Source organism: Cryobacterium cheniae (assembly GCF_004403395.1).
In the GTDB taxonomy this organism is placed as follows: domain Bacteria; phylum Actinomycetota; class Actinomycetes; order Actinomycetales; family Microbacteriaceae; genus Cryobacterium; species Cryobacterium cheniae.
Genome location: NZ_SOGN01000031.1, coordinates 1 through 24,848 on the forward strand (window position 1 = coordinate 1; position 24,848 = coordinate 24,848).

At 70.5% G+C, this 24,848-nt stretch carries 22 protein-coding genes and 1 tRNA gene; 7 read left to right on the forward strand and 16 right to left on the reverse strand.

What is annotated here, in order from left to right; genetic code table 11:
* The coding region (locus E3T23_RS05465) for a hypothetical protein (protein ID WP_198416181.1) at nt 1-403 on the reverse strand (403 nt) is incomplete at its 3' end.
* Between the two features lie 518 nt (nt 404-921).
* Here E3T23_RS05465 and E3T23_RS05470 point away from each other — a divergent pair.
* The 7 genes from E3T23_RS05470 (at nt 922) to hpaD (ending at nt 9,252) form a co-directional block, all read left to right on the forward strand.
* Nucleotides 922-1,641, forward strand: coding sequence for an IclR family transcriptional regulator (locus E3T23_RS05470; protein WP_134369405.1), 720 nt, complete (start codon nt 922-924; stop codon nt 1,639-1,641).
* 179 nt (nt 1,642-1,820) lie between these two features.
* The gene (locus E3T23_RS05475) at nt 1,821-3,176 is read left to right on the forward strand and encodes an MFS transporter (RefSeq protein ID WP_134369385.1); all 1,356 of its coding nucleotides are present in this window, start codon (nt 1,821-1,823) and stop codon (nt 3,174-3,176) included.
* A 13-nt stretch (nt 3,177-3,189) separates the two neighbouring features.
* A complete protein-coding gene (locus tag E3T23_RS05480) occupies nt 3,190-4,755 on the forward strand; it encodes a fumarylacetoacetate hydrolase family protein (RefSeq protein ID WP_134369386.1) in 1,566 nt (521 codons plus the stop codon).
* Complete coding sequence (locus E3T23_RS05485) at nt 4,752-5,501, forward strand: GntR family transcriptional regulator (protein WP_134369387.1); 750 nt, start codon at nt 4,752-4,754, stop codon at nt 5,499-5,501. The genes E3T23_RS05480 and E3T23_RS05485 overlap by 4 nt, the downstream gene beginning before the upstream one ends.
* A gap of 113 nt (nt 5,502-5,614) precedes the next feature.
* Nucleotides 5,615-6,574: a 4-hydroxy-tetrahydrodipicolinate synthase gene (gene dapA, locus E3T23_RS05490; RefSeq protein WP_134369388.1), complete on the forward strand. Its 960-nt coding sequence runs from the start codon at nt 5,615-5,617 to the stop codon at nt 6,572-6,574.
* A gap of 3 nt (nt 6,575-6,577) precedes the next feature.
* Nucleotides 6,578-8,125, forward strand: a complete 1,548-nt coding sequence (gene hpaE, locus E3T23_RS05495) for a 5-carboxymethyl-2-hydroxymuconate semialdehyde dehydrogenase (protein ID WP_134369389.1) — start codon at nt 6,578-6,580, stop codon at nt 8,123-8,125.
* Between the two features lie 50 nt (nt 8,126-8,175).
* Nucleotides 8,176-9,252, forward strand: a complete 1,077-nt coding sequence (gene hpaD, locus E3T23_RS05500) for a 3,4-dihydroxyphenylacetate 2,3-dioxygenase (protein WP_134369390.1) — start codon at nt 8,176-8,178, stop codon at nt 9,250-9,252.
* Nucleotides 9,253-9,309: 57 nt separating this feature from the next.
* Here the strand turns inward: hpaD and E3T23_RS05505 are convergent, their stop codons facing one another.
* From E3T23_RS05505 to tmk, 15 genes are all read right to left on the reverse strand, one after another.
* A complete protein-coding gene (locus E3T23_RS05505; protein ID WP_134369391.1) occupies nt 9,310-10,125 on the reverse strand; it encodes an anti-sigma factor domain-containing protein in 816 nt (271 codons plus the stop codon).
* Nucleotides 10,112-10,672, reverse strand: a complete 561-nt coding sequence (locus E3T23_RS05510; protein WP_241977630.1) for an RNA polymerase sigma factor — start codon at nt 10,670-10,672, stop codon at nt 10,112-10,114. Before E3T23_RS05510 ends, E3T23_RS05505 begins: the two co-directional genes overlap by 14 nt.
* A gap of 125 nt (nt 10,673-10,797) precedes the next feature.
* A complete protein-coding gene (locus tag E3T23_RS05515; RefSeq protein ID WP_134369392.1) occupies nt 10,798-11,463 on the reverse strand; it encodes a class F sortase in 666 nt (221 codons plus the stop codon).
* 28 nt (nt 11,464-11,491) lie between these two features.
* Entirely contained in the window at nt 11,492-12,328 is an 837-nt protein-coding gene (locus tag E3T23_RS05520; RefSeq protein ID WP_134369393.1) for a DUF4397 domain-containing protein, read from the reverse strand.
* Nucleotides 12,329-12,447: 119 nt separating this feature from the next.
* Nucleotides 12,448-13,752 (reverse strand): MFS transporter, encoded by a 1,305-nt coding sequence (locus E3T23_RS05525; RefSeq protein WP_134369394.1) that lies wholly within the window; start codon nt 13,750-13,752, stop codon nt 12,448-12,450.
* 79 nt (nt 13,753-13,831) lie between these two features.
* Nucleotides 13,832-14,671, reverse strand: coding sequence for an alpha/beta fold hydrolase (locus E3T23_RS05530; RefSeq protein WP_198416182.1), 840 nt, complete (start codon nt 14,669-14,671; stop codon nt 13,832-13,834).
* An 8-nt stretch (nt 14,672-14,679) separates the two neighbouring features.
* Nucleotides 14,680-15,270: an isochorismatase family protein gene (locus tag E3T23_RS05535; protein WP_134369395.1), complete on the reverse strand. Its 591-nt coding sequence runs from the start codon at nt 15,268-15,270 to the stop codon at nt 14,680-14,682.
* A gap of 28 nt (nt 15,271-15,298) precedes the next feature.
* Nucleotides 15,299-16,714 (reverse strand): D-alanyl-D-alanine carboxypeptidase/D-alanyl-D-alanine-endopeptidase, encoded by a 1,416-nt coding sequence (locus E3T23_RS05540; RefSeq protein ID WP_241977631.1) that lies wholly within the window; start codon nt 16,712-16,714, stop codon nt 15,299-15,301.
* A 78-nt stretch (nt 16,715-16,792) separates the two neighbouring features.
* Nucleotides 16,793-19,039 (reverse strand): putative bifunctional diguanylate cyclase/phosphodiesterase, encoded by a 2,247-nt coding sequence (locus E3T23_RS05545; protein WP_134369396.1) that lies wholly within the window; start codon nt 19,037-19,039, stop codon nt 16,793-16,795.
* 132 nt (nt 19,040-19,171) lie between these two features.
* Nucleotides 19,172-20,155: a Gfo/Idh/MocA family protein gene (locus tag E3T23_RS05550; RefSeq protein WP_134369397.1), complete on the reverse strand. Its 984-nt coding sequence runs from the start codon at nt 20,153-20,155 to the stop codon at nt 19,172-19,174.
* A gap of 274 nt (nt 20,156-20,429) precedes the next feature.
* Nucleotides 20,430-20,505 (reverse strand) — tRNA-Thr (locus tag E3T23_RS05555).
* A 47-nt stretch (nt 20,506-20,552) separates the two neighbouring features.
* A complete protein-coding gene (locus E3T23_RS05560) occupies nt 20,553-21,188 on the reverse strand; it encodes a TetR/AcrR family transcriptional regulator (protein ID WP_134369398.1) in 636 nt (211 codons plus the stop codon).
* Between the two features lie 67 nt (nt 21,189-21,255).
* Nucleotides 21,256-22,737, reverse strand: a complete 1,482-nt coding sequence (locus E3T23_RS05565) for an alpha/beta hydrolase (RefSeq protein ID WP_134369409.1) — start codon at nt 22,735-22,737, stop codon at nt 21,256-21,258.
* A 104-nt stretch (nt 22,738-22,841) separates the two neighbouring features.
* The gene (locus tag E3T23_RS05570) at nt 22,842-24,005 is read right to left on the reverse strand and encodes a DNA polymerase III subunit delta' (RefSeq protein ID WP_134369399.1); all 1,164 of its coding nucleotides are present in this window, start codon (nt 24,003-24,005) and stop codon (nt 22,842-22,844) included.
* 163 nt (nt 24,006-24,168) lie between these two features.
* Nucleotides 24,169-24,801 (reverse strand): dTMP kinase, encoded by a 633-nt coding sequence (gene tmk / locus E3T23_RS05575; protein ID WP_420898301.1) that lies wholly within the window; start codon nt 24,799-24,801, stop codon nt 24,169-24,171.
* Nucleotides 24,802-24,848 lie beyond the last annotated feature (47 nt).

The window sequence follows — 24,848 nt, forward strand, 5'->3', positions numbered from 1 at the left end:
CGGCAGTTCCCGCGGCAGCCCCCGCGGCAGCCCCGGCGGCAGTTCCCGCGGCGGTCCCCGCGGCGGCCCCGGCGGCAGCGACCGACGCCGCCGGCAGCATTGCGACCCACATCACGGCCATCAGCAGCAGCGATGCGGAGTGGTGCGCGGCGGGCATCCGGTGCCGCCGGTCGAGCAGGGCCACCAGCGCCGCCCCGACCAGGAGCCCCACCCAGGCCAAAGAGCCGAACAGCTGCACGCCCGGCAGCACCATGTCCGCGCACGAGACGGCCATGACGACCATGGCGGGCGCCGCGACCAGGGCGCGTCCCGGCATCCGGACCCCGGCGAGCGCGCACGCCGCACCCAGGCCGGCCGCCGCGACCGCGGCGACCAGGCACGCGGACACCCAGATCGGACTCATTTCCGTTCACGATAGGCCGGTCTCCCCCGCGCGTCTTGCCTGTCGGCGCACGGATGCGGGGGCGGCAGCGCACGGATGGGACCGGAGACGACCGCGCCCGTGTGGCCAACTCAGAAGATTTGCCGCGGCAGGCCAACCCGGTCAGCACCCGCCAACGTGGTCAGCCGCCGCGAACACGGCATAACTCCTGCAATTTGGTCGGGTCGCCGGCGCGCACCCCCGGTATTCCGCGGTGGCGTGGTCCGGCCCGCACAATTTGCAGGAGTTATGCACGAGGACGGACCGGGCCCGGGAGCCCGGGTGTGCCGGCTTCCTTTGTGCCGAACGCAGGAGATCCGCGGCAGCATCCGCCCCTCACCGCACTGGTCCGGGCAACGGATGCCGCGCAGCACCCGGATTTCCTGAGTTGGCCACACATCCCGGCGCGTAAGTCCCTGCGGCGACCGACGGCGCTGAACCGTGGATGCGAGAATGGCACCGTGTCGACGTCACGGAGCGAGCGGAGCGGGGTGAGCGGGATGAGCGAGCCGAACCGGCCCGGCGCGAACGGTGCCCCGCATTCGCAGACCCTGTCCCGCGGCATCCGCGTGCTCGAGATCCTCGCCGACTCCGACGATGCCCTGACCATCGCCGAGGTGGCCGCCGCCCTCGGCGTGCACCGCTCGATCGCCTACCGAATCCTGCGCACACTGGAGGACCACGGGGTGGTGATCCGGGATGCCGCCGGCGCCGTGCGCCTCGGCCCACGGATGGCCGCACTCGCCCGCGGTGTCTCCCGCGGCCTGCAGACCGCGGCGCTGCCCGAGCTGACGAGCGTCGCGAACGAGCTGGGGATGACCGCCTTCGTGACCGTGCTGGACCGGGCGGAGGTCGTCACCCTGGTCAGCGTGGAGCCGCGGCAGGCGCACGCCACGGTCGCGCAGAGACCCGGCACGCGGCATCCGCTCGGCCGGGGTGCCCCCGGAATCGCCATCCAGTCCCTGCTCACGGCGGCCCAGTGGGCGGACCTCGGCGAGGACGCGCGCCGCGGGGAGGCCGCCGAGGTGCGCACGCGCGGTTTCGCCACCAGCCATGACGAGGTCATACCGGGGCTGGCCTCCGTGGCGGTGCCGCTGGTCGTGCCCGGCGCGGCGCCGTCGGCGCTGGCGGTCGTCTATCTCGGCAGCGAGCAGAGTGCCACCGAGATCGGCGCGCGACTCGTGAGGGCCGCGGCCGCCATCGCGGCCGATCTGCGCTAGCCGACGGCCTCCCGGCCCAGCAGCCGACGGCCTCCGGCCAGGCTCGCGGAGCCCTCCCGACGGCCTGAACGAACCAGACTCCACCCCTGTAAATAATATACGATCTGTGATACCGTTTCGGAATCGCGCGGCATCGCGCGGAAACTCGAAACTCACCGGGAAATACAAAGGGGTATTCCATGGCTTTGACAACTGACCGCGCGGGCGCTGCGAAAGCGACCGCTGCCAAACGACACGAGGAACGCCGGGTCCTCGCCGGCACCATGGTGGGCACCACCATCGAGTGGTACGACTTCTTCATCTACGCGCAGGCCGCCGGCCTGGTGCTGGCCGGGCTGTACTTCGCCCCGCTCGCCAACGACAACGCCGGGCTGGCTCAGCTCGTCGCCTGGGCCTCGCTCGGCATCAGCTTCCTGTTCCGCCCGCTCGGCGCGATCGTGGCCGGTCACCTGGGCGACCGTCTCGGCCGCAAGGCCATGCTCGTGCTGACCCTCGTGATCATGGGCGCGGCCACCGCACTGATCGGCCTCCTGCCGACCTTCGAGCAGATCGGCGTCTGGGCGCCCATCCTGCTCATCCTGCTGCGCATCCTGCAGGGCTTCTCGGCCGGCGGTGAATGGGGCGGTGCCGCCCTGATGTCGGTCGAGCACGCCCCGGTCGCCAAGCGCGGCTTCTTCGGCGCGTACCCGCAGATCGGCGTGCCGACCGGGCTCATCCTGGCCACCGGCGTGATGCTCCTGGTCACCAGCTCGATGAGCGAGGAAGCCTTCCTCGCCTGGGGCTGGCGGGTCCCGTTCCTCTTCTCCGTGCTCCTGATCGTGGTCGGCTTCATCATCCGCCGCTCGGTCGACGAGAGCCCCGTCTTCAAGGAGATGCAGGACCGCAAGAAGGAGTCGGCCGCCCCGCTCCGCCAGCTCTTCAGCGGCCACTGGCGCCAGGTCGTCCTGACCGCCCTGATCTTCATCGCCAACAACGCCGCCGGCTACCTGTTGATCGCGTTCTTCTCCTCTTACGCCACGAAGCCGGTCGAGGCCGGGGGCCTCGGCATGGAACGGTCCCCCGTGCTGCTGGCCAGCACCATCGCGGCCGTGTTCTGGCTCGCGTCGACGATGATCGGCGGCATCCTGTCCGACAAGATCGGGCGCATCCGCACGTTCCAGTTCGGCTACGCCTGGCTGTTCCTCTGGGCCATCCCGATGTTCCTGCTGATCGACACCGGCGAGATCCTCTGGTTCACGGTGGCGCTCGTCGTGCTGGCCAGCGGGCTCGGCTTCTCGTACGGCCCGCAGGCGGCGCTCTACGCGGAGATGTTCCCGGCCCAGGTGCGCTACTCAGGCGTGTCCATCGGCTACGCCATGGGCGCCATCCTCGGCGGTGCGTTCGCTCCCCTGATCGCGCAGCTGCTCCTGGACGAGACCGCCTGGTCGCCGTCGATCGGCATCTACATCATGGTGCTGGCCACGATCTCCTTCGTCGCGGTGTCCGTGGTGAAGGAAACCCGCGGGGTCCCGCTCGGAATCTCCCAGCACGACTAGAAAGCCGGAAAACATGCCGAACTCGACCTCCGTGGGCCCCAGCGACGTCAGCACCAGCGACGTCAGCCCCAGCGACGTCGGCGCCGTCAGCGCCGCCGCGCTCGCCACGCCGGGCAAGATCATCGCGGTGCACCTCAATTACCCGAGCCGGGCCGCCCAGCGCGGCCGCACGCCGGAGCAGCCGTCCTACTTCCTCAAGCCGGCGTCGTCGCGGAGTTCCAGCGGCACGCCGGTGGACCGGCCGGACGGATGCGAGCTGCTGGTGTTCGAGGGCGAAATCGCCCTGGTGATCGGGCGCCGCACCCGCGGCGTCTCGCCCGCGGAGGGCTGGGCGGCGGTCTCGCACGTGACCGGCGCCAACGACTTCGGCGTGTACGACCTGCGCTACGCCGACAAGGGCTCGAACCTGCGCTCAAAGGGCGCCGACGGTTTCACTCCCGTCGGGCCGACCCTGCTGCCGGCGGCCGGCCTCGACCCGGCGGCGCTGCGCATCCGCACCTGGGTCAACGGCGCGCTCGTGCAGGAGGACACGACCGCCGACCTGCTCTTCGGGTTCGGCCGGCTCGTCGCCGACCTCTCGCAGCTGCTCACGCTCGAGCCCGGCGACCTGATCCTCACCGGCACGCCGGCCGGATCGTCGGTCGTCGTGCCCGGCGACATCGTCGAGGTCGAAGTGGATGCCCCGGGTGCGCCGGGCGCGCCCCGCACCGGCCGCCTGGTCACCCCGATTCGGCAGGGCACGGTGCCGTTTCGCGATTTCGGGGCCGGCCCGCGGGTCGACGACCTGCAGCGCACCGAGGCCTGGGGTTCGGCGGAGGCGGCCGGGCTCGCGCCGGCATCCGTCACCGCGCTAACAGCGGAGCAGACGCCCCCGCCGTTCGCCCTCACCCCCGAGCTCAAGGCCCGGATCAACAGCGTCGGCACCGCCACTCTCAGCGCCCAGTTGCGGAAGCGCGGCCTGAACGCCGTGTCGATCGACGGCCTCGGCTCGACCCGGCCGGACGCCCGCCTCGTCGGCCGGGCCCGCACCCTGCGGTACATCCCGGCCCGGGAGGACCTGTTCGAGTCGCACGGCGGCGGCTACAACGCCCAGAAACGTGCCTTCGACGCGCTCGGGCCGGGTGACGTGCTCGTGATCGAGGCCCGCGGCGAGCGCGGCACGGGCACGGTCGGTGACATCCTCGCCCTGCGCGCCCAGGTGCAGGGCGCGGCCGGCATCGTGACGGATGGCGGTGTGCGCGACCTCGCGGCCGTCGCCGCCCTGGACATCCCCACCTACCACGCCGGAGGGCACCCTGCCGTGCTCGGGCGCCGCCACGTGCCGTGGGACACGGACCTGACCGTCGCCTGCGGCGGGGCATCCGTGCAGCCCGGCGACGTGATCGTCGGGGACGCCGACGGGCTGATCGTGATCCCGCCGCACCTGGTCGAGGAGGTGGTCGCCTCCGCGATCGTTCAGGAACGCGAGGAGACCTTCATCGCCGCCATGGTCGCGGCCGGGCACGGCGTCGACGGGCTCTACCCGATGAACACCGCGTGGAAGGCCCGTTACCGGGTCTGGCAGGAGGAGCAGGCATGACGCTCGGGACGGGAGCGGCCCCGACCATCGGGGGCGTGGCCGGCTCGACCACCGGGGACACCGCCGGCGCGGACGCGTCGCTGAGCAAGGCGCAGCTCGCCCACCAGTGGATCCGCGCCCGAATCTCCGACGGCAGTTTCAGCCCGGGCTACCGCCTGGTGCTCGGGCAGATCGCCCGGGAGATCGGCGTCAGCACCGTGCCGGTGCGGGAGGCCATCCGTCTGCTGGAAGCGGAGGGTCTGGTCACGTTCGAGCGCAACGTGGGCGCCCAGGTGGCCATGCTCGACGCCACCGAGTACACCCACACGATGCAGACGCTAGCCCTTGTCGAGGGCTACGCCACCGCGCTGTCGGCGCCGAAGCTCGACCCGGAGACGCTCCTGCGGGCCCGGGAGATCAACTCGGAGATGGCCGACTGCCTGCACCACTTCGACCCGGTGCGTTTCACCAGCCTGAACCGCGAGTTCCACTCGGCCCTGTTCGAGGCCTGCACCAACGCGCACATCCTCGACCTGGTGCAGCGGGGCTGGAGCCGGCTCGGCACCCTGCGCGAGTCCACGTTCAGCTTCGTTCCCGGCCGGGCGCACGAATCCGTCGCCGAGCACGGCGCGCTGCTCGACCTGATCGAGGACGGCGCCGATCCCCTGCAGGTCGAACTGGCCGCGCGCGAGCACCGGCTCGGCACCCTGACCGCGTTCCTCGCCCAGCAGCACCCCGCCCCCTCCGCCCCCTCCCCCGCCCCCTGACAGCCAATCCCGCGACTGTTCCCGGAGCGGACAACTGTTGCCCGCACACCGGGAACATTCGTCCGATTCGGCAACAGTCGCCACCGCATCCGTTGCCCTCGAAAGGAAGAACAATGAAGTTCCGCACCGACCCGAGCCAGATCAAGGGCTCCATCGCACCCCTGATGAGCCCGTTCACGGCCGACGGGGCCGTCGACCACGCCGGCCTCACCAACCTCGTCAACTGGCAGCTCGCCTCCGGCACCCACGGCATCTCGCTCGGCGGCTCGACCGGCGAGCCGAGCTCGCAGACCATCGCCGAGCGCGCGGCTGCGATCCGCACCGTCGCCGCCGCCGTCGGCGACCGGGTGCCGTTCATGCCCGGCACCGGCTCGGCCAAGCTCGACGAGACCCTCGAGCTGACCGCCGCGGCCCGGGATGCCGGCGTCGACGCCGCCCTGATCATCACCCCCTACTACGCCCGCCCCACCCAGGAAGCCCTCTACGTCTGGTACAAGACCGTGGCCGAGGAGTTCCCGGACCTGCCGATCGTCGCCTACAACGTGCCCAGCCGCACCGCCGTCGACATCGACCCGGAGACCATTGCCCGCCTCTATCGCGACTTTGACAACTTCGTCGGCGTCAAGGAGACCACCAAGGACTTCGAGCACTTCTCCCGGGTGCTGCAGCTCTGCGGCCCCGAACTGCTGGTCTGGAGCGGCATCGAACTGCTCTGCCTGCCGCTGCTGGCCCTCGGCGGTGTGGGCTACATCAGCGCCACGAGTAACATCGCCCCGGTCGCGCACGTGGACATGTACAACGCGTGGATGGCCGGCGACATCGAGACGGCCCGCCGCATCCACTACGGACTGCACCCCCTCGTCGACCTGCTGTTCGTCGAGACCAACCCGGCGCCGGGCAAGTGGGTGCTCGAACAGCGCGGCCTGATCGAGAGCGGCTTCGTGCGCCCGCCGCTGATCACCCCGACGGATGCGGGCATCGCCAAAATGCAGACGCTCCTGGCCGCCGGCGAAGCGTACCTCTCCCCCGTCGACGGCTTCCAGGTCGCCGGCTTCACCCCGAAAGCAGCCTGAGCCATGACCGAGACCGCCGTGACAGACACCACCGGTACAGACACCGCCACCGCCCCGCGCGCGCAGCACGTGCCCGAGAACCTGCCGACCCGCATCCAGCACTTCATCGGCGGCCGCTTCGTCGACAGCGTCAACGGAGCGACCTTCGACGTGCTCGACCCGGTGTCGAACCAGACCTACGCCACCGCCGCCGCCGGGCAGAAGGAGGACATCGACCTCGCCGTCGCCGCCGCGACCGACGCGTTCGTGAACGGGCCGTGGCCGAGGATGAAGCCGCGCGAACGCTCCCGCATCCTGAACAGGATCGCCGACGCCGTCGAGGCCCAGGATGCCCGCCTCGCCGAACTGGAGTCCTTCGACACCGGCCTGCCGATCACCCAGGCCCTCGGCCAGGCCAAGCGCGCGGCCGAGAACTTCCGCTTCTTCGCCGACCTGATCGTGGCGCAGACCGACGACACCTACCAGGTGCCCGGCAGCCAGATCAACTACGTCTTCCGCAAGCCGGTCGGCGTGGCCGGCCTGATCACCCCGTGGAACACCCCGTTCATGCTGGAGAGCTGGAAGCTCGCCCCCGCGCTGGCCTCCGGCTGCACGGTGGTGCTCAAGCCGGCCGAGTTCACACCGCTGTCGGCGAGCCTGTGGGCGGAGATCTTCGCCACCGCCGGGCTGCCCGACGGGGTCTTCAACCTCGTCAACGGGCTCGGTGAGGAGGCCGGCGACGCGCTGGTCAAGCATCCGGATGTCCCGCTCATCTCGTTCACGGGCGAGACCACCACGGGCCAGACCATCTACCGCAACTGCGCCGCGAACCTCAAGGGCATGTCGATGGAGCTCGGCGGCAAGTCCCCCGCCGTGGTCTTCGCCGACGCCGACCTCGAGGCCGCGCTCGACTCGACCCTGTTCGGGGTGTTCTCGCTCAACGGCGAGCGCTGCACCGCCAGCAGCCGCATCCTGGTGGAACGCCCGATCTACGACGACTTCTGCGCCCGCTACGCGGCCCGCGCGAAGAACATCGTGGTGGGCGACCCGCACGACCCGAAGACCGAGGTCGGCGCGCTGGTGCACCCGGAGCATTACGCCAAGGTGATGAGCTACGTCGAGATCGGCAAGAGCGAGGGCCGCCTGCTCGCCGGCGGTGGCCGCCCGGAGAATCTGCCGGAGGGCAACTACGTCTCCCCGACCGTGTTCGCGGATGTCGCCCCGACGGCCCGCATCTTCCAGGAGGAGATCTTCGGACCGGTCGTCGCGATCACCCCGTTCGACACCGACGAGGAGGCCCTGAACCTCGCCAACGGCGTCAAGTACGGCCTGGCCGCCTACATCTGGACCAGCAACCTGACCCGGGCGCACACCTTCGCGCAGTCGATCGAGGCCGGCATGGTCTGGCTCAACTCGCACAATGTGCGAGACCTGCGCACCCCGTTCGGCGGGGTCAAGGCCTCCGGGCTCGGGCACGAGGGCGGCTACCGCTCGATCGACTTCTACACCGAGCAGCAGGCCGTGCACGTGACCCTCGGACCGGTGCACACCGCCCGCTTCGGCGCCCACTGATCTCGACAAGCTCGATCACCGATCACCGACAACTCAATGAGGAGGATTCCATGACCACCACCCCCATCCCCACGCCCACCGCGACCCCGCCGGACATCCTGCGCTGCGCCTACATGGACATCGTCGTCACCGACCTGGCCCGTTCGCGCGCGTTCTACGTCGACGTGCTCGGCCTCGTCGTGACCGAGGAGAGCGACACCGAGATCTACCTGCGCAGCTTCGAGGAGTTCATCCACCACAACCTGGTGCTGCGCCAGGGCCCCGTCGCCGCAGTCGCCGCGATGGCGTTCCGGGTGCGCGCCCCCGAAGACGTGGGCCTGGCCGAGGCCTGGTACCGGGAGCTCGGCTGCCGCACCGAACGCCGCACCGAGGGCTTCGTGAAGGGTGTCGGTGACTCCGTGCGCGTCGAGGATCCGCTCGGTTTCCCCTACGAGTTCTTCTACTCGGTCGACCACGTCGAACGCCTGGCCTGGCGCTACGACCTGCAGGGCCCCGGCGCCCTCGTGCGCCTGGACCACTTCAACCAGGTCACCCCCGACGTGGGCCGAGGCCGCGGCTACCTCGAGGACCTCGGCTTCCGGGTCACCGAGGACATCCAGGACGAGGACGGCGTCACCTACGCGGCCTGGATGCGCCGCAAGGACACCGTTCACGACACCGCCCTGACCGGCGGCGACGGGCCACGGATGCACCACATCGCCTTTTCCACGCACGAGAAGCACAACATCATCTACATCTGCGACAAGCTCGGCGCCCTGCGGATGTCGGACGTGATCGAGCGCGGTCCCGGCCGCCACGGCGTCTCGAACGCGTTCTACCTCTACCTGCGCGACCCCGACGGCCACCGCGTCGAGATCTACACCCAGGACTACTACACCGGCGACCCCGACAACCCCGTCGTCACCTGGGATGTGCACGACAACCAGCGCCGCGACTGGTGGGGCAACCCGGTGGTGCCGAGCTGGTACACGGATGCGTCGCTGGTGCTCGACCTCGACGGCAACCCCCAGCCGGTTCTCGTCCGCACCGAGTCCAGCGAGATGGCCGTCACGGTCGGCGCCGACGGCTTCTCGTACACCCGCAAGGACGACAAGGAGCACGGCTTCAAGCTCGGCAACACGCTCTGACCCCCACCTCGCTCTGATCCCCGCCCCGCCCCTGACCGGCTTCGGCGCCGGCGGGGATCAGACGGTGCGGAGCTCTCCGCGCAGGATCGAGTCGCCGGAGTGCTGCGGGTCGCCGTCATCGGGTTCCGCGGAGACGTCGACGAGCGGGTACTGGGACAGGTCGACGCCGTCGGGGATGATGAAGCGGCCGGACTCGCCGCCGAGCAGTCCGATGCTGATCAGCCCGGACGCGTCCGCCTTGATCAGCCAGACCTCGCGCAGGTCGGAGTCGGCGCTCACCCCGGTGACGTCGAGCACGACCTCCCGTTGGCCGTCGGCCGTCTTCGCGACGTAGGCGCTGCCGGCGGCATCCCAGCCGGGGAACGGATCCAGCCGGGCCTCCGCGATCAGTCGCGGCTCGGGGGCCTGCTGCCGCGCGGACTGCCACCAGATGCCGCCGCCGAGGCCGCCGAGCAGCCCGGCGATGCCCGCGGCGACGGCCACCGGCATCCAGTTGCGGCGGCGGCCGCGGGGGCGCAGGCCCGAGCCGATGTCGGTGACGATGCCGGACGGGCCGGGGGTCTCGACAGGCTCGACCAGCGCCGCAGGCTCGGACGCGGCGGGCTCGGAGTCCGCCGCGTAGTGGCTCAGGCGCGGGGTGGTATCCACCGTCTCGGACAGGCCGAGGGCGGAGTGGATGCCGGCCCAGACGCGGTCGCCGGGGTCCACGAGTTGCACGCTGCGTGCGGACCGGCCGACGGCGACGGTGTGTTGCAGGGCGATCAGTTCCAGGGTGCACTCGGGGCATTCCGACAGGTGCTGTCGTTCGGGTTCGGTGAGGTCGAACTCTGCCAGGGCAATGAGCGCGAGATTTTCCCGGTCAATGTGTGTCATCGTTCGCCTCCAATCTGGTGCGCAGTCTCGAAAGACTTCGGCGGATATGACTCTTCACGGTGCCGAGCGGCAATCCGAGGTTATCGGCGATCTGGGTGTGCGTGAGGTCGTCGTAGAAGGCCAGCTGCATCACCTGTTGCGGAACCGGTCCGAGCCGGCGGAGCTCATCCCTCATCAGCACACGGTCCGCGATGTCGGCGGATTCATCGGCCTGGCTGAGTCCGGTGTCGACGACGACGGCCTCTTCGACCCGCCGTCGCCGTGAGCGGGCCTCATGGGCGTCCGCCACGGTGTGCCGGGCGATCCCGACGAGCCAGGCCGGCAACGGCGACCGCGACGCGTCGAACCCGTCCCGCCCGCGCCAGGCGGCGATGAAGACCTTCTGGGTGACGTCCTCGGCTTCGCCCGGATCGCCGAGCGAGCGAACGGCGATCGTGTAGACGAGGGATGACCACCGGGCATAGGCCTCGGCGAGAGCGCGTTCGTCTCCCGCTCGGAACGCGAGAACGAGCCCGGCGTGGTCGTCGTCGTCGGTGAGTGCCGTCACGTCGTATCGGTGTCTCCCGGTTGGTGAGCGCATCGGGAGGTCGTACATGTCAGGCTCCATCGGAGAGCGGGCCTCGACCACCGTGCTGCCCAGCATAGCCACCCCTCTCCGCCATGGTGCGTGGGTCACGCGATCGGATTCGCCGAGACGATGACGTTGGACAAATAGGTGCGGGCGTCGTAGTCGAATTCGCCGCCGCAGGTCACCAGGGTGAGCCGGCTGGGGCCGGATCGGTCGAAGATGGCGTCCCAGGGGACATCCTGTTTGGTCACGGTTTGAACGGATTCCACCGCATAGCGGCGGTCCTGGCCGTCCTCGGTGGTCACCACGATCTCGGTGCCCGCCGTCGCCGAGGCCAGTTGCGCGAACGGCCCGATGTCGTAGATCAGGGAGTCGACGTGGGCGGCGACGACGGTCGCCCCGGCCGCGCTGGCCGGTGACGGTCCGAAACGGTACCAGGCGGCGAGCGACGGGTCTTTCGGAAGCGCCATCGCCCCATCATCGGCCAGGCCGACGGGTTCGATCGCCATATCGATTCCGAGGGAGTCCACCCGGATGCGCTGGGGCACCGGGGCCTGCGGGACCTGGTTCTGGTCCAGCGAGGCACTGGCGGTCGGCACGTCGACCTCGGCCACCGGCAGTGGAGCCTCCGGCGTGGGCGTGGGTGTCGGGGCGGCGTTCGTCGGGGGGACGTAGGCCGTGGACGAAGCGGTGCTCGGGGCGGTGCTGCAGCCCGTGAGCAGGGCGAGAGCCACAGCGAGCGCTGTGAAGGTGCCCGCTGTGGCTCTCATCGTGAATCCCTCTTACTATTCGGCGTTACTAGCGGCGGGCCACGGACAGGCGACGCATGCCGACGACGGCAGCGGCGACCAGGCCCATCAGCACGGCGGCAACACCGACCATGAGGCCCGTGGAGTCGTTCGCCTGGTTGGTGGCGACGAGGCCGGCCTCACCGGCGGGGATGCTGTCCGGGTTGGAGTGAAGACCCTCGATGGTCTGGACGGCCAGGGCGAGGTTCTTGTCGGTCAGGCTGCCCCACGCGTAGACGATCGTGTTCGTGCCTTCGGCGACGTTGACGTCTGCCGGGCCGATCACCGGTTCAGTCGTTCCGGTGGCGGCGACGGCTGCCGAGATGGTGCCGGCCGGCAACGCGAGAACGGATTCGTTCGGGTTCACCAGGGCGGTGATCGCGACGGCTCCGTTGGCGAGGACATCGACCGCGGGGGCGGCTGCCACGTGGCGGACCGTCAGACGGCCCTCCCCGGCGGCGACCTGCGAGATGTCGTTGGTGAACAGTGTCGCCGTGGGCTTGCCGGCCTCGTCGAGGTGCGCGGCAGCGGTGTAGTTCTTACCGGCTTCGAGCGGGAGGTCGACCGGGCCGATGGCGGGCGCGCTGGCATCCGCTGCGTCGGACGCGGTGATGGCGACCGTGTAGGTGCCGGCCGGAAGGTCGAGCGGACCGGCGATGTCACCGGGCTTGAAGTCGTCCAGGGTCAGCTTGTCGTTCACGTAGACGTCGACGGTGAGGCCGGGAACTCCGTGGAGCACGGACAGCTTCGCGACGTCTTCGGCTGCCTGCGCCGGCGCAAGGCCGCCGAGGGCAACGAGGGCGCCGAGAGCGCCGGCCGTCATTCCGATCTTGAGGGTCTTGTGCATCGTTTCCTCCTGCGTAGTGGGTCTGCGAGTGGGTCACACGGGAGAGGGTCTTGGAGCCTCTCTTACCCTTACTTCTCCCACCCGCCCAAAAACGGATGCACTTGCATGAAAAAAACTTTTCAACGGTGTTTCGCCGCTGCGGGGCCGTGCCGGGAGATGTCCCGGCGGAAGACCAGCATCACCACGACCAGGGACACGGCCGAGACCGCGGCCCCGCCGGCGAACATCGCCGGGTAGCCGAGCCACGGCTCGAGCAGGGACAGCGCCAGCGGCACGAAGAACCCCAGGTAGGTGATGCCGTAGTAGATCGCGGTCAGCCGGGCGAGGTGGTCGGGCGGCGCGATCCGCTGCACCTCCTGCAGCCCCGACACCATCAGCAGCCCGTAGGCGGCGCCGAGCAGGGCCGCCGTCGGCAGGATCAGCCAGAGTACGGGCGGGTTCACGGCGACGGATGCGAGCAGCAGCGACCCGACGGTCAGCATCAGCGCGAACATGATGCCTCGGGCGTTGTGCCCCGCGGTGATGCGGTGGCTGAACAGTTGCAGCGACGCTCCCGCCACGAGCGCCACCACGCAGAGCAGGGCCGCGAACGCCACCGGCGCCGACGGGATCTCGGTCGCGGCGAGCGCGGGCAGGATGGCGTAGGCGGTCGTGGCCGTGCCGAAGACCCACGGCGCCACCGGCACGATCAGGAGCAGGAATCGCGGGTACGGGGAGGTGGCCGGGTGGGCGGCCGGCAGGGCGCCGGCCGCGATGGCCAGGCCCTGGGACTCGGGGGTGCGCAGCAGCAGCAGACCGAACACCACGGCGATGACCGTGTGCGCCGCGTAGGGCAGCACACCGGGGAACGGCGCCCACTGGGCCAGCGCGCCGGAGCTCGCCGCCCCGAGGGCGAACCCGAGGGACAGCGCGATCGTCGCCCGCCGCGCCCCCGAGGCCCGGTCGGCCCGACGGTCGAACGGTGCCGCCGACAGTTCCTTCACCCAGCTGGTGCCGACGGCCATGGCCAGGCCGAGGGCGACGCCGGACAGGATGCGCCCGGCCAGCAGCATCGGCACATTGCCCGCGGAGAGCGCCAGCAGCACGCTCCCCGCGATCGCGACCCAGGGCGCCGGCAGCATCAGCGGCCGCCGGCCGAACCGGTCCGAGAGCGGGCCGGCGATCAGCAGCGCCGGGATGATGCCGAGCACGTAGGCGCCGAGCAGCAGGTTCGCGAGCTGGTTCGAGAAGCCGTCGGCCTGCCGGTACATCACCAGCAGCGGGGTGAATTCGTTGCCGCCCCAGGCGACGGCGAAAATCGCGGCGGCCGGTGCCAGCCAGAACTTGCGGTCCCGGGAGCCCGTGCTCGCGCCCGTGCTCGCGCCTGCGCCGGTGGTCGAGCCGGTCGAGACCGTGCCCGTCGCATCCTGAATGTCGGCTGTCATGACGGTCCCCCGGTCGGCATTCGGCGGCCTCGGCAGCGAGGCCCGCACCCCCTCAGCCTAGGCGAGGCGGCCGGAGCGCTCAGGCCAGGAAGTGCAGCGCGGCCCGCTTGAACTCGCGGGCGGTGAGCGTGTTCACGTGGTCCCGCCCCGCCAGTTCGTGGTAGTCGGAACCGCGCGCGCGGGCGAGTTCGGCGACCCCGGCCGGAATGGAATCGGCGCCGCCGGCGACGTAGAGCACGGGAATCTCGGCCGGCACGTCCAGCGAGGACCCGGCCACCCCGCCCACGCAGGCCACGAGGGCTTCACGGTCGGCGCCGGCGGTGATCGCGACCCCCAGTACCGCCGCGATCGACGGATCTGCGGATACCGTTCCGTCGGTCACGAACCGGCGCACGGCATCCGGATGCCACGTTTCGAACAGTTCGTCCGGCCCGGCCCCGCCGAGCACCAGGCGGCGCACCCGTGCCGGTGCCAGCCGCGCGAGCGCCGCCGCCACCCGCGAGCCCATCGAATAGGCGACCACGTCCACCTGCTCCAGCCCGAGGGTGTCGAGCACGAGCACGAGGTCGGCGGCGAGTTGCCGGGGCAGGTAGTCGATGCTGCGGTGCGGCTTGTCGCTGCGGCCGTGACCGCGGAGGTCGACGGTGATCACGCCGCGGCCGGCATCCTGCAGCGCTCGCACCCAGCCGGTGCCGAGCCAGGTCACCTGCGCCGTCGACGCGAACCCGTGCACGAGCAGGATCGGGCGCTCCCCGGGCACGACGTCGTAGGCGATCCGCACGCCGTCGAGGCGCCGCGCGAACCGCGCCGCGCCGCCGGGGCCGCCGGGGCCTGCGGGGTCGGTGCCTGTCTGGTCGGTCTGGCCCGTCACGTCGGTCGGGCCTGTCACGTCGGTCGGGCCTGGGATTGAATCGGTCACCACCACGCTCAGTCGACCACGTCGGAGGTGACGAGCAGCGCACCGGCGTAGGCCAGTTCGGCCAGGGCCGCGTCGCTCGTGTCCTGAGCGACGCCGGCGACCAGGTCGGTCAGCACCCGTACCCGCTGGCCGTGCTCCAGCGCGTCCAGGCCCGAGGCGCGCACACAGTGATCGGTGGCCAGGCCGACGATGTCGACGTCCGTGACGCCGTTGGCGATGAGCAGTTCGCCGGTCTTCTCGCCGCCCTCCGAGATGCCGTCGAAGACGGAGTAGCCGGGCGCACCCTGTCCCTTGCGGATGTGAATGGTCGTGTCCGGGAGCAGCAGCGACGGGTGGTATTCGGCGCCGGGGGTGCCTGCCACGCCGTGCACGGGCCAGGAATCCGCGGCGGCGGGTTCGCCGGCCGGGGCGAAGTGGCCGCCGTTGTCGCTGTCGGGGTCGTGCCAGTCGCGGGAGGCGAAGATCACGTCATAGGCATCCGGATGTTCCATCAGCAGAGCGCTCACCCCCGCGGCCACCGCAGACCCACCCTCGACGGCGAGGGCCCCGCCCTCGGTGAAGTCGTTCTGAACGTCGATGATGAACAGGGCCCTGGTCACGGATTACTCCTCTTTTCGGCGATTGAAGTCAGGAGTTCGACAGGTTGTCTCCGCAACGGAAAAACCCGGCGGTGATGGTGTCGAGCGCCTGCTTCGCATTATCGCTCACATCACCGAGCGCGTAAACGGCGAAGGTGAGCGGCGTGCCGTCGGCGGCCCGGATGATGCCGGAGAGCGTGTAGCCGGTGTCGATCCAGCCTGTCTTGGCGAAGACGGCTCCGTCGGCGATGGCGTTGTCTCCCGTGAACCGGTCGTCGTAGGACAGCGACCCGGTGGGTCCGCCGGCGATCGGCAGCCCGTCGAAGATGACGCCGAGATCGCCGTCGCGGTCGTTGATCTTGACGAACAGCCGGGTGAGGTAGGACGGCGGCACGGCGTTGTTGTTGCTGAGGCCCGACCCGTCGGCGATGACGATGCCGGTCGTGTCGACGCCGTAGGAGCCGAGTGCGGCGACGACGGACTGCTGCAGCGCGGCGAAGGTGTTGCCGGCGCCGGACTCCACCGCGACGAGCCGGGCGAGCATCTCGGCGAGCGCGTTGTCGGAGACGATCAGCGACTGGCCGATCAGCACGGACACGGGCTGGGACCGGACGGCGGCAAGCTGCTCGGCCCCGGCCGGCGCGGTGCCGAGGCTGACGCTCAGGCCGCCGCCGAGCGCGGCGGCGAAGGCCTCCCCGGCACGGCCGACGGGGTCGGTGCTGCGCGTGGAGGTGTGGCGCGTCGGGTCGTCGCGGTCACCGTCGACCTGGAGGGCGGTGATGTCGGGCATCGACCCGGCGCGCCGCTCCAGTTCGTCCCAGCTCGGTGCCCAGCCGGGTCCGCCGAAGAAGGAGTCGTCCAGAACGAGGGAGGTGATCGGCGGGTTCGCCGGGTTCGCCTGCCAGGCCGCGAGGGTCTGCCGGGCGAGTTCGTCGAGGTGCGGGGCGCCGGCGTAGACGGATTCCGTGCCGGTGGGCAGGCGCGTCAGGGTGAGGTCTCCCCCGCCGACCAGCACGACCGACCCCGGCGTGCTGCCGGCGACGACGGTGGTCGTGGCCCGGTGGCCCGGTCCGAGCGCCGCCAGGGCGGCGGCGCTGGTCATCACCTTGAGCACGCTCGCGGTGCGCGAGGAGGTGTCGCCGCCGCGGTCGAAGAGCACCTCGCCGGTTCGGGCGTTGACCACCTGGGCCTGAAAATCGGCCAGCCGGGGGTCGGCGGCCAGCGCCGCGACGGAGCAGTTGCGCAGGGTTCTGGCGTCGGCGGCGGTGGTCGGCACGGGGCGGGTCGGCACGGGTGCCGCCGCCGGCCCGTTCAGGTTCGCATCGGCGCTCGCCGCGGCGACGGCGGAGGTGGCCGCGACATCCGGGGCCCGGGTCGACGCCCCGGCCAGGACTGCCCCCGCGCACAGCAGAGCCACCATGACGACGGCGGCCGCGAGGCGCTTGCGAGGTTTCAGTTCGTCCACCCGTGAACCCTACCGGCCGGTCATGTGAGTCGGCCTCGGCTTCGTGACGGCGGATATTCGGGCCAGCGGGTGTTCGGCCTAGCGGGCGATTGCCGGCGCGTTCCGGGCGGCGAGCCAGGCATCCAGTGCCGCGGCCGGCAGCGGGCGGGTCAGGTGGAAGCCCTGGGCCTCGTCGCAGCCGTACCGGGTCAGCTCGTCGTAGGCGACGGCGTCCTCGACGCCCTCGGCCACCATGCGCACGCCGAGGCTGTGGGCGAGCTCGATGATCGAGGCCACCAGGGCGGCGGCCCGGGCGTCGTCGGCCATCGGGAACACGAAGGACTTGTCGAGTTTGAGCTCGTCGATCGGGAGGTCCCGGAGGTAGGCGAGGGAACTGTAACCGGTGCCGAAATCATCCACGGCGATGCGGATGCCGCTCTCCCGCAGTCGGATCAGGATGTCCCTGGCCCGGGCCCGATCCTCCATCAGGAAGTCTTCGGTGATCTCCAGCATCAGCACGGAGGCCGACAGCCCCCGCGCCCGGAGCATGGCGGCGATGCGTTCGGGCAGGTCGGCCTCGATCAGGGTGCTGGGCGACATGTTCACCGCGACGGTCAGGGGCGTGCCCCTGGCGCGCCAGAGCGCAGCCTGGTCGAGCGCCTTCCCCATCACGATCCGGGTCAGCTCGCGCATGAGTCCGACGTCTTCGGCCAGGGTGAGGAATGCGTCCGGAGGCAGCAGACCCCGGCTCGGGTGCTGCCAGCGCACCAGCGCCTCCACACCGTGCACCCGGCCGGTGCCCAACTCGATCTTCGGCTGGTAGTGCAGCACGAGCTCGTCGGAGGAGAGGGCGCCGCGCAGGTCCTCCATCATCCGAAGCCGCGAATCGCCGTGATCGTCATCGGCGCCGACGAAAACGTGGTGCCCGCTGCGGGAGGACTTGGCCCTGTACATGGCCAGGTCGGCCTTGCGCAGCAGCACCTTGAGGGTGTCGCCCTGGTCGGGGAACAGGGCGATGCCGATGCTGACGTTGGTCTCGATCGCGATGCCCTCCAGCGTGAACGGCCGCGCCAGAACCGCCTGCAGCCTCGCCGCCGCCGCCACGGCCTCGTCGTGGCCGGCATCCTCGATCAGGAGCGCGAACTCGTCACCGCCCAGCCGGGCGAGCAGGTCGCCGGGGCGCTGCTGGCCGGACAGGCGCGAACCGACCTGCACCAACAGCAGATCGCCGACGTCATGGCCGAGACTGTCGTTCACTTCCTTGAACCGGTCGAGATCCAGCAGCAGCAGGGCACACCGGTGGCCGTCCCCCGGCACGAGGTGAGCGGATGCCTCGGCGTAGAGGGCGCGCCGGTTCGGCAGCCCGGTCAGGTCGTCGGTGCTCGCCTGGCGGCGCAGGTCGGCGATCCGCCCGATCTGCCGGGATGCGATCTGGGTGCGCACGGTTCCGAGCACCAGCGTCACGCCCGCCAGGGCCACGGCGGGGGTGGAGATCTTCACCTGGGTGCCCAGGACGAGCACCGTCATCCCCGCGACGGTGGCCGCCCCGGGGACAGCGAGAGTCCACACGCCGCTCAGGGGGCGCCCGGCGGTGACGCCGGGCCGGGCCAGGGTCCAGGCCCAGACCGCGACGAGGGTGAGGCCGAGCGCCCACCCCGCATCCAGCGGCGTCCCGAAGGCGTACGTTCCGGCTGACATCTGGAAGGCATAGATCACGTCGGTCGCCGCGAAGATCAGGAGTCCGAGGACGAGCGAGGCCCACCGCCGGCCCACGTCGAGCCCGCGGGCCGCGGCGATCCCGGTGATGACCGACACGAGCAGCAGATCGAGCAGGGGGTAGCTGGCAGAGACCAGGGCGGCCGGCGACGGCGGCCAGACACCCGCCGATGCGATCACCGGGCTGAGCAGCACGGCCAGAACGGATGCCGCGCCGAGCGACCCCACGGCGCCGTCCACCAACACGGAGCGGCGCATGTCCCCGTGCTGCCGGTGGGCCAGGACGCCCAGCCCCGCCAGGATCAGCGGGTAGAACAGCATGTACCCGATGTCGGCCAGGGACGGAAACGGCAGCGTTGCCGCACCCGCGAGCACGAAATAGGTGTTGCCGGCGGCGAAGGCGGTCATCGCGGCCGCCACCAGGATCAGTTGCGTGCGCCCACGCTCCGCGGTGAGAACGGCAGCCCAGCAGAGCAGGGCGGGCAGCCCGGCCGTGACCAGAGACAGGGAACCGTTGAAAACGGGACCGGAGCCGGCGAGCAGGCCGACCAGGTAGGCGATCAGCAGGACCCACATCGACCAGAGGACCCACCGGCCGAACCGGTCCTGGCGACGGGACCCTGTGTCCATCCGCTGCGCGTGCGCGTTGACGTGCATCGGATCCCCCGCTTCCGTTGCACCCCACGCTAGCCGAGCCGTCACGGGCCGACGGACCAGCGCCCTCGCCCGCGCACACCCCAGAACGGGGGTCGCGGCATCCGCTTACTCCCCGGGGTACCGCAGCCCGATTTGCGCGCGCACCAGGTCGAGCGTTTCCATGATCGCCACCACCTCTTCGACCGGCAGGATGTCGCTCGAGATCTTGCCGGCCCGGATCAGCTGCTCCGCCTCGGCCGCCTGATAGTGCATTCCGCGCCCGGTGATCTCGGCGGTGAAGGTCTCGACGACCTCGTTGGCGCTGTTGAGCACCCGGAAATCCGTGGGCGAGTACCAGACCCGGTCGATGTCGATGCGGCCCAGCGTGCCGAGGATGCTGGCCGTGTTCGGGCCGGTCGTATTGCTGGCCGAGAGGGTCTGGGCGATCTGCCCGCCCGGGTAGCGGAAGGTCGTGGCGACCTGGGCGTCGGCGCCGGTGGCCTTGAAGGTCGCGCTGGCGAGGATCGTTTCGGGGCGCCCGAACAGTTCCGAGGCGAACGTGAGCGGGTAGATTCCGAGGTCGAGGAGTGCACCGCCGCCGAGCTCCATGGCGTTCAGCCGGTGCGCCGGGTCCTCCGGCAGCTTCTGGGTGTGGTCGGCGATCAGGGAGCGCACGTCGCCGAGGGTCCCCTCGGCGATGATCTCGCGGATGCGGACCATGTGCGGCAGAAACCGGGTCCACATGGCCTCGAGCACCAGGAGCCCGCGGACCGCGGCCAGGTCGACGATCTCGCGGGCCTCGGCGCCGTTCAGGGTGATCGGCTTCTCGATCAGCACATGCTTGCCGGCGTTCAGGGCGAGCCTGGCGTTCTCGGCGTGAAACGGATGCGGGGTCGAGATGTAGATGATGTCGACATCCGGGTCCGCGGCGAGGGCCTCGTAGCTCGGATGAGCCGTGGGGATGCCGAACTCGGCCGCGAAGGCATCCGCCGACGCCTGCGAGCGGGACCCGACCGCCTGCACGTGGAAGCCGTTCAGGATCAGGTCGTTGGTGAATGCGTGGGCGATTCCGCCCGTGGCCAGGATGCCCCAGCGAATTGCGTCGGTCATGGGATCAGCCTAGCGATCGCCCGCGTCCGGGTCACGGTTCCGATTCCGACGGTTGATCAGGCGGCGGGTCGCGCACTCGCCGCGCACCGTCGTGGCGCACCCTGTGGAAGCGGGCGCACGTTCTACCGTGCGCCCGCTTCCACAACCTGCGCCGCGAACCTCTGAGACGCCCGGCGCGTCCCGAATATGTCCGCGGTTACGAGACGACGGATGCCGGCTCGGGCCTGGCGACGGATGTCCGGGTTGCACAGAACCATGGAGAACCGGGATTGGATGGAGCCGCCTATCAGAATCGAACTGATGACCTTCTCATTACGAGTGAGACGCTCTACCGACTGAGCTAAGGCGGCGTCACGATTCTTCCTCTCGGAAAACCTCGGTGACACAGCAACCAAGCTTAGCGGGTCTGCAGGGTCATCTCGTACAGGTCGGCGAAGGACGCCGTGACGTACTCGGCCAGGGGCCGGGCCGCGTCGGAGTCGGCCCAGCATCGCCAGGCGTGCCGCAGCGCGGCCACGGCCACCAGGGTGAAGAGAAGCGCCCGCTGCTGCAGTTGCACCGACTCGGGGCCGAGTTCCGGGTGGTCGGCGACGAATCGCCGGGTGATGATCTCCTGCAGCCGGCCCTCGAAGTTGCGCAGCGTGGCCATCCGCATCCCGAACACGTACGGGTTCTCCTTCATCACCTGGCGCCGCAGCTGGTGGATCTCCCGGTCGCCCTCGGTGTTCCGGAGGCTGTCCGAGAGCAGCGCGGCGAGCTGGGCCAGGATGTCCCCGTCGGGGCCGCGGTGCACGAAGTCCTCGATCTGCTCATCGGACGCGAGGTCGAGTTCGTCGCCGACCAGCGCGGCATCCTTCGAGGGGAAGTAGTTGAAGAAGGTGCGCGGCGACACGTCGGCGAGCCGGCTGATGTCCTCGACGGTGACCTTCTCGATCCCCCGGTCAAAGGTCAGCGTCAGAACGGCCCGCTGGAGGGCCCGCCGGGTCGCGAGCCGTTTGCGTTCGCGCAGGCCCGGTTCTTCGTGTGGCGACATGCTCCAATTCTTACACGGTGCGCAAATCTGCAGCCCGACGGATGCCCGCCGGGCGCCCGACGGAGGCTCAGCACATCGGGTCTTCGGCCGGCACCGTGCCCTTCAGCAGGTACTCGTCGACGGCCGAGTTCACGCAGGAGTTCGACTTGTTGTAGGCGGTGTGCCCCTCCCCGGTGAAGGTGACGAGGTGCCCGCTGTCGAGCTGTTCCGACAGGTTCTCGGCCCACACATAGGGCGTGGCCGGGTCGTTGGTGGTGCCGATGACCAGGATCGGGTCGGCCCCTTCGGCGGCGATGGCGGACCGCTCCCCGTCGAACTGGTGCGGCCAGTTGGCGCAACCGATGTCGCCGAACGCCATGTACTTGCCGATCGTCGGGGCGGCCTTCTCGATCTCGGCGGCCTGCGCGCGCATCGAGGCGGGATCGTCGTTGTAGCTGTAGTCCACGCAGTTGATCGCCAGGAACGCCTCGGTCGCGTTGTCGCGGTAGGTGCCGTCGGCAGACCGGCCGTTGTAGCCATCCGCGAACTGGAAGGCCAGTTCGGCGTCGCCGCGCAGAACGCTGTCGAACATCTCGCTCAGGTTCGGCCACGCGGTGGCCTGGTAGAGCGGGTAGATGATGGCGGTGAGCAGCGTGTTCGCGCCGAGTCGCCGACCGTCGGTGGCCGTGATCGGGCTGACGTCGACCGAGGCGAGCAGCGCGCCGATCGTGGTCATGGCCTCGTCGACGGTGCCGTCGAAGGGGCAGTCCTCGCCGGCCAGGCAGTCGCCCAGGTAGGAGCGCAGCGCGTTCTCGAACCCGGCGGCCTGCACGCGGGTCACATCGGCGTTGCTGGTGGACGGGTCGAGGGCGCCGTCGAGGGCGAGCCGTCCGACCCGCTCCGGGTAGAGGTCCGCATAGGTCGCACCGAGGAACGTGCCGTAGGAGTAGCCGAGGAAGTTGAGCTTCTTGTCACCGAGCGCGGCGCGCAGCAGGTCGAGGTCCCGGGCGGCGCTGAGGCTGTCGACGTGTCCGAGCAGGGCGCCGGTGTTCTCCTGGCAGGCGGCACCGAAATCGACGGCGTCCGCCGAGAGTTCCTGGATCCACGCGTCGCTCCCCCGCGGCGCGGCGGCGAGGCCGTAGAGGTACTCGTCCATCTCGGCCGGTTCGTAGCAGCTCACCGCAGAGGAGCGGCCGACCCCGCGCGGGTCGAATCCGACGACGTCGAAACCGGCCTGCAGCTTCGCATCCGTCGCGTAGTCGAGGGAATCCTTCACGAAGTCGTAGCCGGAGCCGCCGGGCCCGCCGGGGTTGACGAGCAGGGAACCCACCCGGGTTCCGGTCGCCGGATGCCGCACCAGCGCCAGGTCGACCGTCTCGCCGTTGCCCGGGTCCGCCCAGTCGAGCGGCGCGGAGGCCGTGGTGCACTGCAGGCCGGAGTCGCAGTCCTTCCACTTGAGCACCTGGCCGTAGAACGGTTCGAGGTCGGCGTCGACCTTCTCCCCGGTCGGGACCGAGTCGGACTGCGCCTGCTGGGGCAGGAACAGCGGCACGCAGCCGCTGAGGCCCATCGTGAGCACCAGGGCCAGGGCGGTGGCCCTGGCGCGCACCGACAGGGTGCTCAGGTGAGTTCGTCTGGTCAACGGATTCCTTTTTTCTGGGACGTTTTTTTGGTTCACCGGCGGATCGCCGATACCAGCATGGCCTCGAGGGCCAGGGCGGGCGCCACGTTCGATTCGATTCTCTGCCGGGCCTGGGCGATCGCGTCCAGGGTGGACAGCGTGGCCGCGGGCGCGCAGGCGGTTCCCGCCGCCCGCACCTCGGTGAGGAGTTCCCGGTTGATGACGCTGGTCTCGCGGCCGAGCTGCACCATGATCACGTCGCGGTAGAGCGAGGTGAGGTCGACCAGGATGCGGTCGATCCCGTCGCGGAGGCTGCGGGTGGCCCGCCTCTTCTGGTCGTCTTCGAGCGCCTTGATCTGGCTGCGGAGGCCGGGCGGGACGGATTGTCCCGGCTCGACGCCCAGCGAGCGCAGCACGCCCTCACGCTCGGCGGCGTCACGTTCGAGGGTGATCGCCTTCGCGTCGTCGCCGGCGATGGCGAGCAGCCGGGCGGCCGCGTTCACGGCCGTCGACACCCCACGGATGCCGAGGGCCGCCCGCAGGGTCTCCTCGCGTCGCTCGCGCGCCTCGGGGTTCGTCGCCAGGCGGCGGGCCATCCCGATGTGGCTCTGCGCCTCCCGCGCCGCCCGTTCGGCGGTGGCCCGGTCGACGCCGTCCCGGGCGACGAGCAGCTCGGCGACGTCGTCGATGCTCGGCACGCGCAGCCGCACCGAGCGCACGCGGGACCGGATCGTGGGCAGCAGGTCGGCCTCGCTGGGGGCGCAGAGGATCCACACGGTGCGCTCCGGCGGCTCTTCCAGGGCCTTGAGCAGAACGTTGGAGGTGCGCTCGACCATGCGGTCGGCGTCTTCGACGACGACCACCCGGTAGCGACCCACCGACGGCGAGTATTGGGAGCGCTTCACGGCCTCTTTGACCGCGTCCATCTTGATGATGACGCCCTCGGTGGAGAGCACGGTCAGGTCGGGATGCGTGCGGGCGTCGACCAGGCGGCGGGCGCTCTCGTCGCCGGCCTCGGTGCCCGGGCTGAGCAGGGCGGTCGCGAAGGCGAACGCGAGGTTGGAGCGGCCCGAACCGGGCGGCCCGGTGATCAGCCAGGCGTGCGTCATGGCCGACCCGGCGCGGGCCTCGGCGTCTTCCTCGCCCGGCCGTTCGGCCGCCGCACGGAAGATCGCGATGGCATCCGCCTGGCCCGTCAGGCCATCCCACACAGTCATCAAGCTAGCGTACCTTTCGTCGGTGACAGCGGGCTTGGAGCCCGTGCATCTCCGCCGGCGGAGCGCCGTGCCCGGGTTAGAACCAATTCGACGGAGATTTTGCCGAAAACGGCCGGTTTAGAGCCAAAAACGGGATCGAAGGGCAAAATCTCCGTCGAATTCGTTAGGGATGCCGTCTCTCGAGCAGCGCGGCGACCCGGTCCCGGATGACGGCGGCGATCTCGGCCACCGGCAGCGCGGCATCAACGACCAGGAACCGCTCGGGCTCTCCCGCGGCCAGGGCCAGGAATGCTTCGCGCACCCGCCGGTGGAAGTCGTTCTTCTCCGCCTCGAGCCGGTCGAAGCGCTTGTTCGCGGCGTCGAGCCGGCCGCGCGCGACGCTCTCGTCCAGGTCGAGCAGGATGGTCAGCGCGGGCAGCAGCCCCTCCGCCGCCCAGAGCGACAGATCGCGCACCTCGGTGGCGTCGAGCACCCGGCCGGCACCCTGGTAGGCGACGGATGAGTCCAGGTAGCGGTCCTGGATCACCACGTCGCCGCGGGCGAGCGCCGGCCGCACCGCGGTGGCGATGTGCTGGGCCCGGTCGGCGGCGTAGAGGAGGGCTTCGGCCCGGGGAGGGATCTCGCCGCGGTGGTGCAGCACGATCTCCCGGATGGCGACGCCGACATCCGTGCCCCCGGGTTCGCGGGTGCGCAGCACGGTGCGTCCGCGCTGCTCGAGCCAGTCGGTGAGGAGCTCCGACTGGGTCGTCTTGCCGCACCCGTCACCGCCCTCGAGGGTGATGAAGAGTCCGGGCACGACGGCGGGGACCTCGGCGGTCACTGCGGCGGCGGTCACGCCGTCGG